This is a genomic window from Qipengyuania sp. CAU 1752 (assembly GCF_054482615.1).
The window spans coordinates 1,261,053-1,275,143 of the sequence record NZ_JBTLRE010000001.1; the positions used below are offsets into that span (position 1 = coordinate 1,261,053).

10 protein-coding genes are annotated in these 14,091 nt (G+C 61.5%); 8 read left to right on the forward strand and 2 right to left on the reverse strand.

From position 1 onward, the window contains the following. Nucleotides 1-3 precede the first annotated feature (3 nt). Nucleotides 4-1,959: a lytic transglycosylase domain-containing protein gene (locus ACXYL9_RS06220; protein ID WP_459038717.1), complete on the reverse strand. Its 1,956-nt coding sequence runs from the start codon at nucleotides 1,957-1,959 to the stop codon at nucleotides 4-6. A gap of 108 nt (nucleotides 1,960-2,067) precedes the next feature. Here ACXYL9_RS06220 and dapA point away from each other — a divergent pair, with 108 nt between their 5' ends. Continuing rightward, a complete protein-coding gene (gene dapA / locus ACXYL9_RS06225; protein WP_459039867.1) occupies nucleotides 2,068-2,949 on the forward strand; it encodes a 4-hydroxy-tetrahydrodipicolinate synthase in 882 nt (293 codons plus the stop codon). A 26-nt stretch (nucleotides 2,950-2,975) separates the two neighbouring features. Further along, complete coding sequence (locus ACXYL9_RS06230; RefSeq protein ID WP_459038718.1) at nucleotides 2,976-3,992, forward strand: TIGR00341 family protein; 1,017 nt, start codon at nucleotides 2,976-2,978, stop codon at nucleotides 3,990-3,992. A gap of 18 nt (nucleotides 3,993-4,010) precedes the next feature. Here ACXYL9_RS06230 and ACXYL9_RS06235 read toward each other — a convergent pair whose 3' ends face one another. After that, a complete protein-coding gene (locus tag ACXYL9_RS06235; RefSeq protein WP_459038719.1) occupies nucleotides 4,011-5,072 on the reverse strand; it encodes a succinylglutamate desuccinylase/aspartoacylase family protein in 1,062 nt (353 codons plus the stop codon). A 309-nt stretch (nucleotides 5,073-5,381) separates the two neighbouring features. On the opposite strand from ACXYL9_RS06235, the gene smpB reads away from it, so the two are divergent. The 6 genes from smpB (at nucleotide 5,382) to alaS (ending at nucleotide 14,072) form a co-directional block, all read left to right on the forward strand. After that, nucleotides 5,382-5,864, forward strand: coding sequence for an SsrA-binding protein SmpB (smpB, locus tag ACXYL9_RS06240; protein ID WP_459038720.1), 483 nt, complete (start codon nucleotides 5,382-5,384; stop codon nucleotides 5,862-5,864). 169 nt (nucleotides 5,865-6,033) lie between these two features. Continuing rightward, nucleotides 6,034-6,621, forward strand: a complete 588-nt coding sequence (locus tag ACXYL9_RS06245) for a DUF2062 domain-containing protein (protein WP_459038721.1) — start codon at nucleotides 6,034-6,036, stop codon at nucleotides 6,619-6,621. After that, entirely contained in the window at nucleotides 6,618-9,083 is a 2,466-nt protein-coding gene (locus ACXYL9_RS06250; RefSeq protein ID WP_459038722.1) for a hybrid sensor histidine kinase/response regulator, read from the forward strand. Before ACXYL9_RS06245 ends, ACXYL9_RS06250 begins: the two co-directional genes overlap by 4 nt. A 106-nt stretch (nucleotides 9,084-9,189) precedes the next feature. After that, entirely contained in the window at nucleotides 9,190-10,248 is a 1,059-nt protein-coding gene (gene recA, locus ACXYL9_RS06255; RefSeq protein WP_459038723.1) for a recombinase RecA, read from the forward strand. A 242-nt stretch (nucleotides 10,249-10,490) separates the two neighbouring features. Next, nucleotides 10,491-11,315, forward strand: coding sequence for a class I SAM-dependent methyltransferase (locus ACXYL9_RS06260; RefSeq protein WP_459038724.1), 825 nt, complete (start codon nucleotides 10,491-10,493; stop codon nucleotides 11,313-11,315). Nucleotides 11,316-11,411: 96 nt separating this feature from the next. Then, the gene (gene alaS, locus ACXYL9_RS06265; RefSeq protein WP_459038725.1) at nucleotides 11,412-14,072 is read left to right on the forward strand and encodes an alanine--tRNA ligase; all 2,661 of its coding nucleotides are present in this window, start codon (nucleotides 11,412-11,414) and stop codon (nucleotides 14,070-14,072) included. Nucleotides 14,073-14,091 lie beyond the last annotated feature (19 nt).

Here is a 14,091-nt window from a genome sequence, read left to right on the forward strand (position 1 = left end):
GGTTCAGCGCGGCAGATAATGCCTGACATCGCGTTGGTACGGGGCTGAACGATCAGGATGCATATTGGCATAGGTCACCGCGTTCCCGATTACCCGCATAACATAATAGCGGGTTTCGAAATTAGCCGGTATCTTCTCGATCCACTCCGCCCATTCGACGCCGCCATAGCGCGGATCACCATTCAGGCGCAGCCACTCGTTCACTCGGCCCGGTCCGGCATTATAGGCCGCGATGGCCAGCGGATAGGCTCCGCTATAGCGGTCCATCAATCTCGCGAAATGTGCGTCGCCCAAGCGGATATTATAGGCTGGGCTGGCAGTCAGGTCGGCATGCAGGTAGTTAACCCCTACCTTGCCAGCCTCTTCTCGCGCGGTCCCCGGCATCAACTGCATCATTCCGCGAGCACCGGCATGGCTGACACGGTTGCGGTCGAACTCGCTTTCCTGCCGGGCGATGGCGTGAACCATCGTCCAGTTGGCGCCGGGATGGGTGGCTACCGTCGGGAAACCGAGCCGCTCGAACCCCTTGAACCCGTGTTCGCCGGCCGTCATTCCTGCGACCACAGCCATCTCTTCCAGCCCGGTATCGCGGGCCAATTGCGCTACAAGCGCCATTTCGGCTGGCGTATCGGCCTTGTCCGAAATCGCGGAGAAGAACGCCCGTTCAGTGCGCCAATCCTTACGATTACGAGCCAGTTCACGGATGGCGAGGGTCAGGGGATCGATGTCGAACGCGGCTTTCTCGGCAGCGCTCGGCAAGTTGAGTGGGATCTCCGCGAAAGCAGGCATCGGCTGGCCAAGTTCGGCCAGCGCCAGCTGCCCGTAATAATAATCCGGATGTTCCGCCGCGAGATTCCAGTAGCGTTCCGCTTCCGCGCGGTCGCCAGCGCGTGCCGCCGCACGGCCAGCCCAGAAGAAGCCCTTGGAGCGGGTCAATGGAGTCCGTGCCGAGGTACCATATCGATAGAACAGCGGCGCGGCCGAGCGGCCATCGCCCAAATTCCACAGCGCGCTGGTGCCGCCCAGCCACATCAGGTCGGTAAAGGTATCGCGTAGTCGGAACGAGCCAGCCGAAATATCGGTGCCGGGAGCGAACAGGTCGTCGACCTTCGAAGCGATCTGCACGGCCTGTCCGGAACTTGCGCCTTTCGCCGCTTGCAGCGAGAGCGCGACATAATCCTCCGCCAGATACGGCAGGCCGACAAATTGCGGGCGGTACGCCAACAGGCTGATCGCCGCCGGCATATTGCCGCTGCGCAAATGGTGCTGCGCCAGGTTGTAGACATAACCCGGATCGGTCATCGCGTCGGCCGGAGTGGAAATGCCCGCACTGGCCGGCAGCGTGCCGCCGGTCAGGGCCAGGCGTGCCTGGTAAAGGGGCCGATTTGCCGGCGAGATATTGTTGACGATCCGCACCGCCGCCGCCGTATCGCCCTGCCATAGCAGCGCGTTCATCCGGGCGTCGTAATCCTCGGGCTGGAAGCGAGCGCCGAACAGGCCGATCATATAGGCTTCAGACGTGCTCGCCATGGAGCCGCCGCGCCAAGCCTCGCGAGCAACCGAAAAGGCGTCGCCCCGGCCCAGCGAAGCCAGCGCCAAGGCATAGCGGGCCCGGGCGCTGTTGCTGAGCGGCGGATGCTTGTCGAAAAAGGCTACCATGCGCGCAGCATCAACAGGTTCGCTGTCGAGCGCCTTCTCGGCTCGGGCGCGCAGCAAGGCGGCCTTTGGGAAATCCGGGTAGGCTAGAACAAAACCCGCATAGGCATTGAAGCCGGCCTCGCGGGTGTTTGCCGCAGTCAAATATTCCCACCGATCGATCGCGCGCGCCGTCTGGTTGGGCTGGCTCGCCACCATGCTCGCGCGGGCATTATCCCAGGCCCCCGTTTCCTGTGCCATGGCCGGGGGGGCGATGGAGGTCGTTGCGAGGAGGGCGAGGACGAGAAAGGGGGTGCGGGTCATGCTGGACATACTGCCCAAGGTCTCCTTATCAGGCACTGAACGAAACAAGTGCCATGTCTGGCATATCTGATTACGCGTTTTGAAGTGGTCACGAAAGGATCAATGACAATGTTTTCGGGCTCCATTCCCGCTCTGGTGACCCCTTTTCGCGATGGTACGTTTGACGAGGCTGCTTTCCGCCGCCTGGTCGACTGGCAGATCGAATGCGGATCGACTGCGCTGGTGCCATGTGGAACCACGGGTGAAGCCTCGACGCTTTCCAATGCCGAGCACCACCGGGTTATCGAAATCTGCATCGAGCAGGCAGCCGGCCGCGTTCCCGTTATTGCGGGCTGCGGCAGCAATGATACCAAAAACGCGCTGCTGCACATGCAGTTTTCAAAGAAGGCAGGCGCAGCGGCGGGCCTGTGTGTTGCACCTTATTACAACAAGCCGAGCCAGGCCGGGTTGATCGCCCATTTCAGCCACCTGGCCGAAAACAGCGACCTGCTCATCGTGCTTTACAATGTGCCGGGCCGGACTGTGACAGACATCGAGCCTGAGACCACGGTCGAACTGGCCAATCGCTTCCCCGACCGGATCGTGGCAATCAAGGACGCGAGCGAGGATCTCAGCCGAGTGGCCGATCACCGCATGGGTATCGGCCGCGATTTCTGCCAGCTTTCGGGCAATGACGAGCTGGCTCTGCCTTTCAACGCTGCCGGCGGGAAGGGCTGTATCTCGGTTACCGCCAATGTCGCCCCGGCGCTGTGCTGCGAATTCCAGCAAGCCTGCGCTGACAATGACCTGGTGACCGCGCGCAAGCTCAACGACAAGCTCTACCCACTGCATTACGCTATGTTCGAGGATAGCTCCCCGGCGCCGGTGAAATACGCCTTGAGCCGCGTGATGGAGGGCTTCACCGATGAAGTCCGTCTGCCGCTGACCGCATGCAGCGAACACGCGCGCAAAGCAGTCGACGCGGCGCTGGAGCATGCCGGCCTGCTTTGAACTGACATGGAAGGGGGGCAGCCGCATTGAGCGCGCAGCGAGTCGAGATTTTTCTTTGCGAGGCTGAGTTCCCGAGGCTGGAAGAAACCGTCGCACGTCATTGTCGTCGTTTCTGGCGAGAAGACGTTCCTGGTGAGAACGAGAAGCTGACCTGCCTGGTCCAGCAACGCTATACCGAGCGATTGCTCGATGACCTGGAGGAAGCGTTCTCGGCAGTTCCTGGCTTTGCCGTGATCGTATCACCGGTGGAAGCAACCATTCCCGCCCTGGAAGAAAGTGCAGCCACAGAATTGCCCGCAAACGGCGATATGCGGCCGCTTTCACCTATCGAGCGCTGGTTCAGTCGGGACCGGCTTAGCACCGATGAGCTGTACGATGATATCGAGGAAAGTCTGCGCCTGCGGCCGACCTACCTGGTCACGGTGTTGCTTTCGACCGTCATTGCCGGTCTGGGTATGCACAGTGGCCAGACCGCCGTAGTGATCGGGGCCATGGTTATCGCGCCGCTGCTTGGCCCGACCATGGGGCTAGCTATGGCTGCGACGGTAGGCGATTTCAGGCTTGGCCGGCGTGCGGCGACGACCTTGGGCATAGGGACTTTGCTCGCCGTATTTGCGGGGCTTCTGGTTGGCTGGTCAGTGTCGATCGACCCAAGCGTTTCCGAATTACGCAACCGCACGATTGTTCAACCTGCCGACATTGCGCTGGCGCTGGCGTGCGGGGCCGCCGGGGTGCTCGCTTTCAGTCGGGGGACTTCGCTCTCGCTGGTCGGCGTGATGATTGCTGTAGCATTGGTGCCACCGCTCGCTGCTTGTGGCATTTTCCTCGCCACCGGTGACATGCAACTCGCTGGCGGGGCGGCCTACCTGTATTGCATCAACCTCGTATGCGTGAATGTCGCCGGCATCGTCACTTTCCTGCTGCAAGGCCTACCGCCGAGAAGCTGGCGGATTACAGGCGGGATCTTTGCCTTGTGGGCTTTTGTGCTGGTCCTTCTCGCCGCGGCATTGGCGGGGACGCTAGAGTTCGGCATTGCTTCCTGAACCACGCTGGGCAGCCCGTCAGAGGACTTCGTCCTCGTCCATCATCGGTTCGGCAGGACCATCGGGCTCGCTCGCCAGCAAGGCTGCGGTGATGCTTTCGATATGCTGTCCGGCACGTTCGGGGTGCGCGATGCGGGCGATATGGAACAGCGCGTCGCCCTGATGGACGACAGGCAAAGTTGCATGGCCGATGATAATGCCGTCGACCGGGCTGAAGACCTCCTGCGCCTCCTCACCCAAAAGTCCGCTAACCCTGGCGAGCACATCGCCCTCGCGCACCGGATCGCCCGAGCACTTGATGAAGTCCGCGACCCCGCCGCGTGGTGATCGTACCCAGTGCGAACGGTTGGCACGTGCAGGGATATGCACTTGCGACAGCCCGTCATCAGCATCGAGCATTCCCAGATGCGCCAGCACACGTACCACCCCGCCTGAACCTATCTCTATCGACAGGGGATCGAATCGCAGAGCCTCGCCGGTCTCCATCAACAACATGTCGACCCCGCGCTCTGCCGCCAGCGCGCGCATCGAACCGGGCCGCAGCGGGCTCTCCATGATTACCGGTGGAGCAAATGCCATCGCCAGTTCGAGCAGCCGCGGGTTGCCTTCCGCCATGCGCAATTGCGGTAAATTATAGCGGTGAACCGCCGCCGAGTGGATATCGATGCCGAGCGTGCAACGCTCGATTACCTGGGTCAGGAAGACATGCGCAAATTGCGAGGCGAGTGATCCCGAGGCTGCCCCGGGGAAAGACCGGTTAAGGTCGCGCCGGTCGGGCAGGTAGCGGGTACGATTCATGAAGCCGAAGATATTGCTGACCGGGATCAGCAACACTGTTCCCGCCAGTTCCCGCGGGTTAAGTGCCTGCGCAAGACGCTGGATGATGGCGGTACCGATGATCTCGTCGCCATGAATGGCACCGCTGACGAATACTGTCGGTCCATCCTTGATACCGTGCAGGACACGCACTGCTATGGTGGAATTGAGACCGGTCGCCATGGTTGTCACTGGCAGGGTGACGTCGGCGAATGTTCCAGGTTCGACCGTTTGACCGCCGATCATGAAGGGCTGGGTGTTCATGCCGGAAAAGTGCCTTTTGCTTGATACGTACGCTTGATCTGGCTGCCTTGCCCATCAATCCCCCTCGCGGCAATCGCCATGAATTGTGGAGAGTACCAAAGCAATCAGTCCGGGGCGCTGTTTCCCATCACCAAACGCACCGATTCGACCAGCGCTTGCGGGCGAAGTGCCGGAAGCTATAGCCATAGAGAAGCTAGCCATCTTGCCGCGTAAAGTGCGCGTGATTGCAGCAGCATTGGCGCGCTTTTCGGGAAGGGCGACATGGGCCCCTTTTCCTCTAAGGTCGAAGCGCCTACATGCCAGCGACTTATGGCTCGACCCAAACCCGAAACATTCGACAAGCAGAAAACCGTCGCCGAAAATCGGCGTGCGCGGTTCGATTATGCGGTCGAGGACAAGTTCGAAGCCGGGCTCGCTTTGCAGGGCACCGAGGTCAAGGCGCTGCGCGCGGGCGAGGCAAGCATAGCCGAAAGCTATGCCGAGGTGCGCGACGGCGAGGCGTGGCTGATCAATGCCAATATCCCCGAGTTCAGCCACGGCAACCGCTTCAACCACGAGCCGCGCCGTCCGCGCAAACTGTTGCTTCACGAACGCGAGATCGAGCGGCTGGTCGGCGCTGTCGAGCGCAAGGGGATGACGCTCATTCCCCTGAGCATCTATTTCAACAAGAGCGGCCGGGCCAAGGTCGAACTGGGCCTGGCCAAGGGTCGGCAGGCGCAGGACAAGCGCGCCTATCTCAAGGAGCGTGATTGGAAGCGGGACAAGGCGCGGATCCTGCGCGACCAGGGCTGACCGGGCCCGGCCAGGTTAAAGGGCTTGCACAGCTTGTGCGATTCAGCCTCTGGCCATTTGCGCGCGTCTAGCCACGCAGGGAATTAGATTGCGGAATGATCCGCACAGGAAAAATCGCCATTGGTCGCTTGCACAGGCTCGGCGAGGTGGGCATGGCTCGGGAATAATTATGAGCGGCAACAAGACTTTTCTTGCGGACTGGTTCCGTCGCCACACGCCCACGCGTGAGGAGATGGCGCGCAACAAGTACCTTGCTCCCATCGCCCATCGTTTCCTGTCGCCCGAGTTGTGGCGCTTTACCCGCCGATCGGTTCCGCGCGGAGTAGCGCTGGGGCTGTTCTGCGCCTTCATCATCCCGCTGGGACAGATCTTTCTCGCAGCGTTCATGGCATTGCCTGCGCGGGCGAACGTGCCATTGGCGGCAACCGTCACATTTGTGACCAACCCCTTTACCATCGCTTTCTGGGCCGTGGTCGCCAATCGACTGGGGAAGCTCCTGCTCGATATCGACCGGCAGGTGGGCGGGGCGATGATCGAGGGGCAGATGCAGACCGATAGCTGGCGCACGTTTTCAGGCTTCTTCGAAGCAGCCGGGGCGACGGTGTTTGGTTTCGTGGTTCTCGCCGTGGTCAGTTCCGCAGTGGGTTATCTACTGGCAAGCTGGTGGTGGCAGCGGGTTGTGCGTCGCAAGCGTGCCAAGCGGTTGCGGTCGATGGAAGATCGTCTCGACAAGCGGCTTGGGGCCGGTCGGGGATGATCGGCGAGCCCGCGACAGGATCTGAGCACGCCATCACGCAGTTCTGGGGTGCGCTCGGTCTGGCGCTCATCGCCAGTATCGTGGCGGTATGGTTGCTGAGCGGGCTGGCCTTGGTCACGATTGCCTACGCCGGGGCGCTGGTGACACTGGTAGCGCTCGCCATTGCCGTCACCCGCGCGAAAAGCCCGGCCGATGGAGAAAAGCTGGCGCCGCCCGACTGGTCGGTGACGGTAGCGGCCATCGAACGCGCTGACATGGCGGTGGCGATTACGGACCGTGCCAATCGGCTTGTATGCGCCAGCACGCTGTATGCTGACGAATTCGGGGTCGCCAAGGCCCCACCCAATCTGGCGGTCGATGGACCTTCGCTCGAAGCCTTGACCCGGCTTGCCCGCGAGGCGTGGCGCGATGGCAGGGCGCAGGTCGATTCGATCGCCAGCGTCGACGGGGCACGGCGCTGGCAGGTTCGCGCCGAGCGGGCCGGGCGGGGCGATGATTACCTGGTCTGGCGATTACGATCACTGTCGTCCGAGCTCGCCGCGGCGAGTTACGCCGAGCAGATCGCCGGCGATTTGGGGGCGATGCTTTCCCGGGCGGGGATCGAAGCGGCGATGGTCGCTCCGGACGGCGCGATCAGGGCCGCCGGACCCGGCTTTGCCGAACGCGCGACGGGTGATCGCAAGGCCACGCTGGCCGGCCAGGACTTCGCCACTCTCCTTCGCAGCGACGAGAAAGACCGCATCTATTTCGCTCGTGAAGGCAAAGGAGGTGCGCCCAGCGCATTGATCCACGTCCCGTTGAACAATCCATCGGACCCAAGGGGTGCTGGTGCGGATGAAGCGCTATCGCTGATGTTGCTGGTCGATACCGGCAATGCCATCGGCGGTGGGGAGGAACCGGGTGTATCCAGCGCTTCTCCGCAGCTGGAGGCGCTGATCGGGGCGCTGCCGCTGGGATTGGCGATGACCGACCGCGACGGGCGTTTCCTGTTCGCCAACCTGCCGTTCCTGCGTGCAATTGGGCGCGAGGATCAGGGTCTGCCGCAATATCCCAGCGACCTGGTGGTCAAGGAAGACAAGGGCGCGGTGGCCGACAGCGTGCGACGCTATGCCAAGGGACCGGTCAACAGCGGCGACATGGCGGTGCGGTTGAAGGTGTCGCCCGAAGATCCGGTATCGCTCGGCCTTGCAGGGGTTCGCGGGTTGGGCGAGGGCGCAGTGCTGCTCAGCCTGGCTGACAGCTCGGAAGAGACCCGGCTCAAACGCCAGGTCGCGCAAGCGACCAAGATGCAGGCGGTCGGCCAGCTGGCTGGCGGCGTGGCCCATGACTTCAACAATGTGCTGACGGCGATCATCGGCTATTGCGACCTGATGCTGCTCCGCCACACGCCCGGTGACAGCGACTATGACGATATCCAGCAAATTCGCGCGAATTCGAACCGCGCCGCCAGCCTGACACGGCAGTTGCTGGCTTTCTCTCGCCAGCAGACGCTGCGGCCCGAAGTCGTGCAACTGCCCGATGTCGTGAGCGAGGTGAGCCAGTTGCTCAAGCGGCTGGTCGGCGAGCGGATTGAGTTCTCCGTCCGCCACGATCGTGACCTTGGCCCGGTGCGCGCCGACCCGCGCCAGCTCGAACAGGTCATCATCAACCTTGCCGTCAACGCCCGCGATGCGATTTTGGCATCGGGGGCAAGCAAGCGCCGGCTGACCATGGCGACGCGCCGGGTCGCCGCCAAGGACGTGCGGGCAATGGCATCGGAAATCTTGCCGGTCGGCGATTACACCGCACTCATTGTCCAGGACACCGGCGGCGGCGTTCCCGAAGACGTGCTGCCCAAGATCTTCGAGCCGTTCTTTACTACCAAGGAGCAGGGCAAGGGTACTGGCCTTGGCCTTTCGACCGTCTATGGGATTGTGAAGCAATCGGGTGGGTTCATTTTTGCCGACAATATCGCTGGCACCGATGGGCGGCCCACAGGCGCTCGCTTCACAATCTACCTGCCTGTCCACCGCGGAGAAATACCCGCGGCCGCGCGCAAAGATGAGGCGGAAGCCCCAAGCACTTGGTCCGACGGCGGACGGCTATTGCTTGTCGAGGACGAGGATATGGTACGGGCAGTCGCCGAGCGGGCGTTGACCCGCGCAGGTTACAGCGTCACCGCCTGCGCCGATGGAGAGGAAGGGTTGGCTGCGATCGCCAATGGAGGCAGTTTCGATCTGGTTGTCTCCGATGTAGTCATGCCGGGAATGGACGGACCGACGATGGCCCGCGCGATCCGCAATGTCGCGCCCGACCTCCCGTTCCTCTTCATGTCGGGCTACGCCGAGGAACAGCTGCGCAGCGATCTCGATATCGACAATATGCACTTCATCGCCAAACCTTTCAGTGTGCAGCAGATTTCGCAGAAGGTCGGAGAAGTGATGGGTCGGCGAGCACGGAAAACCTCCGAAAAATCGAGTTAACGATAAAAAATTCGTTCTCCCCTTGTTCTGCCAGAACAAACACGGTACATAGTCCAACAGTTGATAGGCGACTGAACGCTGGTGGCAACTGATGGAGGTGTGTGACATGGCTGCGGGACTCAAACTGGTAGACAAGGAAAGCAACGTGGACCGTCAGAAGGCGCTGGACGCCGCACTCGCGCAGATCGACCGCGCATTCGGCAAGGGTTCGGCGATGAAGCTGGGCTCGAAAGAGGCAATGAACGTCGAATCCATTTCGACCGGTTCGCTCGGCCTCGATATCGCGCTCGGTATCGGTGGTCTTCCCAAAGGCCGCGTGATCGAGGTTTATGGTCCGGAAAGCTCGGGCAAGACCACGCTGGCACTGCATGTGCTGGCAGAGGCGCAGAAGAATGGCGGCACAGTGGCTTTCGTCGATGCCGAACACGCGCTCGACCCGATTTACGCCAAGGCCCTTGGCGTCGATATCGACGAACTGATTATTTCGCAGCCCGATACGGGCGAGCAGGCTCTCGAGATCGTCGATACGCTGGTGCGTTCCAATGCCATCGATGTGCTGGTCGTCGACTCGGTCGCCGCGCTAGTTCCGCGGGCTGAAATCGAGGGTGAGATGGGCGACAGCCATGTCGGCCTGCAGGCTCGCTTGATGAGCCAGTCGCTGCGCAAGCTGACCGGCTCGATCAACCGGTCCAAGTGCATGGTAATCTTCATCAACCAGCTGCGCATGAAGATCGGTGTGATGTACGGTAATCCCGAAACGACCACCGGTGGCAATGCGCTCAAGTTCTATGCTTCGGTACGGCTCGATATTCGCCGCACTGGCCAGATCAAGGACCGCGACGAAGTGGTTGGTAACTCGACGCGGGTTAAAGTGGTCAAGAACAAGGTCGCTCCGCCCTTCAAGCAGGTCGAGTTCGACATCATGTATGGCGAAGGTATTTCCAAGATCGGCGAGATACTCGACCTGGGCGTGAAAGCCGGGATCGTGGAAAAATCCGGTTCGTGGTTCAGCTATGATAGCATCCGGATCGGCCAGGGCCGCGAAAACGCCAAGACCTATCTGAAGGAAAACCCTGAAGTTTGCGACAAGTTGGAAGCCGCAATTCGCGGTAAAACCGACAAGGTCGCCGAGGAGATGATGACCGGTCCTGACGCGGAGGACTAAGGAAACTCTTCTCAAGCGGGTGTCGCTGCCGAAGCGCGAATTATCCCGGCTGGCCGATTAAATCGGTCCAGTCATCCGATACCCGAGCAGACGGAAAACCGGCGCGATCTCCCCCGAGATTCGCGCCGGTTTTTCTATGGGATCTTCAGTTCTTGGCGTAGATACCCGGGCTGCCGAAAAGCAGCTCCGAGCTGCAAGTGGTTTCTTATGACCGACAATGGGTAGAACGCAGGGATGACACGATGACCGACAAGGCTGCCTGGCAAGGCGAAACCGGTACGGCCTGGGCCAAGCATTACGCGCGCACTGATCGCAGCTTCTTGGGTCTGACCGACAAATTGCTGGGCAGGGCCAGCGCGCGTAGGCTCGCCAAGGTTCTAGATATAGGCTGCGGCGCAGGTGAATTGTCGATGGCGCTCGGTCGCGGGCATCCACAAGCCAGGATCGTCGGCGTTGATGTCAGCGACGAACTGATCGAAGTAGCCAAGCGGCGCGGCAGGAACCTTTCAAACGTCGATTTCGAGACAGCCGACGCGTCCGAATGGGATCGTGCCGGTTTTGCTCCGGACCTGCTGGTGTCGCGCCACGGAGTGATGTTCTTTGACCAACCGGTTGCGGCATTTTCCCATTTTGCCGAAATCGCGTCGGCTGACGCGCGCCTCGTCTTCAGCTGTTTCCGTTCCGTCAGAGAGAACCCCTGGGCCGGGAAGGTTGCCAGTTTTTTGCCGGCTGAGGCCGCCGTTGCATCGGTGCCCGGTGCGCCGGGTCCTTTTGCCTTTGCCGATACTGAATATGTCGAACCTATCCTGTCCGAGGCAGGTTGGCGCGAAATCAATTTTGAACCTGTGGATTTCGCTTATGTCACGGGCACCGGTGAAGATCCGGTCGAGGATGCGATGGCGCATTTCAAGGTTATCGGACCTGCTGCACGACCGCTCGCAACGCTGGAAGGTGAACAAAGAGCGCGGTTCGAGGCCAGGCTGCGAGACTATCTTTCGGGTCATTCGCATTCTGGTATCGTGGCACTCCCCGCAGCAGCCTGGATTGTCACTGCTGTTCCGGCTTAGGGCATCCAGCCTAGCATCGTATTCCGCGCCGGTTTGTCACGCTCTTACGCCACTTCCCCGCTTGTCGAGCAGCGCCTGAGGCCCTAACTCGCTGCCATGCAATCGACCAACGACATCCGCCGCAGTTTTCTCGACTATTTTGCCGGTCACGGGCACGCCGAAATATCTTCGGCGCCGTTGGTGCCGTATAACGATCCCAGCCTGATGTTCGTCAATGCGGGCATGGTACCGTTCAAGAACGTGTTTACCGGTCTTGAAGCCGCGCCAGCGCCAACCGCAACGAGCGCCCAGAAATGCGTCCGTGCTGGCGGCAAGCACAATGATCTCGATAATGTCGGTTACACTGCACGGCATCACACCTTCTTCGAGATGCTCGGCAATTTCTCTTTCGGTGACTATTTCAAGGAACAGGCGATCGTCCACGCGTGGGCGCTGCTGACGAAGGAATGGGGCATCGATCCAGCCAGGCTCACTGCGACTGTCTACCATACCGACGACGAGGCGTTTTCTCTCTGGCAGAAAATCGCCGGCCTGCCGGAAGAGCGGATCATCCGGATTGCCACCAAGGACAATTTTTGGGCCATGGGCGACGACGGGCCGTGTGGGCCGTGTTCGGAAATTTTCTACGATCACGGCGAGCAGATCCCCGGTGGCCTTCCTGGCTCACCGGACGAGGACGGAGACCGTTTTGTTGAGATCTGGAACCTCGTGTTCATGCAGCACGAGCAGTCTGGTGGCGAAATAAGCGGTGACCTGCCGAACAAGAACATCGATACCGGGATGGGGCTAGAGCGCATCGCCGCAGTCATGCAGGGCGTTCACAACAATTACGACACTGACACTTTCAAAGCTCTTATTTCCGTGTCCGAGGGGCTGGTTGGAGAAAAAGCTGAAGGGGCCACGCAGGCAAGCCACCGGGTAATCGCCGACCACCTGCGTTCGACCAGTTTTCTTATTGCGGACGGCGTACTGCCCTCCAACGAGGGGCGAGGCTACGTTTTGCGCCGTATCATGCGCCGCGCCATGCGCCATGCGCACCTGCTCGGCGCGGACGATCCGTTGATGCATCGCCTCGTGCCGGCGCTGGTCGCCGAGATGGGACAGGCCTATCCCGAATTGAACCGCGGCCAGGTGCTGATCGAGGAAACGCTCGAACGCGAGGAAACACGGTTCCGCCAGACATTGGACAAGGGCTTGAAGCTGCTCGACGATGCGACGAGCGACATGCACGAAGGCGATACGCTCGACGGCGCGACCGCGTTCAAGCTCTATGACACTTTTGGCTTTCCTTACGATCTGACCGAGGATGCGCTGCGTTCACGGGGGATCGCGGTTGACGAAGAAGGTTTCACATCAGCGATGCAGCAGCAGAAAGCTGCCGCCCGCGCGGCGTGGAAGGGGTCTGGCCAGGCTGCCGATAGCGAAGTCTGGTTCGACATCGCCGAACGCGAGGGAGCGACCGAGTTCACCGGCTACACCGCCACCAGCGGCGAAGGCCGTGTGGTCGCGCTCGTGAAGGACGGCGCGGAGGTCCAATCAGCCAAGGCTGGCGACGACGTTCTGATCGTAACAAACCAGACGCCGTTCTATGGCGAAAGCGGCGGGCAAACCGGCGACTGCGGCACCTTGTCCACTCCGGCTGGCTTGAACGCGCTGGTCACCGACACCGGCAAGCCACTCGGCCGGTTGCATACCCATGCGACGAAAATCGAGGCCGGAACGCTCAAAACGGGTGACACGGTGCATCTCGAAGTCGATGCCGAACGGCGCGACCGCATTCGCGCCAACCATTCTGCGACCCACCTGGCTCACGCCGCCTTGCGCAATCGGCTCGGCGGCCATGTAACGCAGAAGGGGTCGCTTGTGGCCGAGGACCGCTTGCGGTTCGATTTCTCGCACCCCAAGCCGCTCGACCCGGAGGACATCGCCGCTATCGAAGCGGAGGTAAACGCTGAGATCCGTTTCAACGAGGCTGTATCGACGCGCCTGATGTCCCCCGACGACGCTGTCGAGGCCGGGGCGCTCGCTCTGTTCGGCGAGAAGTATGGCGAGGAAGTTAGGGTCCTCTCAATGGGGCGCTCCTCGAATGACGGCAAGACCTACTCGGTCGAGCTATGCGGCGGCACTCATGTCCGCGCGACGGGCGATATCCAGCTGTTCCGCATCATCAGCGAGAGTGCAGTGAGCTCCGGTGTGCGGCGTATTGAGGCACTCACGGGTGACGCTGCACGGCAATGGTTGGTCAGACGCGAGGAAGCGCTGAAAACGGCTGCCAGCGCATTGCGCACCCAACCCGAAGAGGTAGCCGAGCGGGTCTCCGCGCTCCTCGACGAACGCAAAGCGCTCGAACGGGAACTGGCCGAGACAAAGAAACAACTGGCCTTGGGCGGCGGACATGCAAGTACCGGGCCGCAGGATGAAACCATCGGCGGCGTCACTTTTTCCGGGCAGGTTATCGAGGGGCTCAACCCCAAGGATCTGCGCGGCCTTCTCGACGAGGCCAAGCAGCGCATTGGTTCAGGCGTGGCCGCTATCTGCGCAGTGAATGACGGCAAGGCTGCATTCGCCGCCGCCGTAACCGACGATATGACCGACCGTATCGATGCCGTGCAGCTGGTTCGCGTTGCCGTCGAGGCGCTCGGCGGTAAGGGCGGTGGTGGCCGCCCCGATATGGCCCAGGGTGGCGGTCCCGATGGTGGCAAGGCCGAGGACGCGCTCGACGCGGTACGTGCCAAGCTGGCGTCGGTGGACGCTTAGGCGACCTTCTGCCTGATTC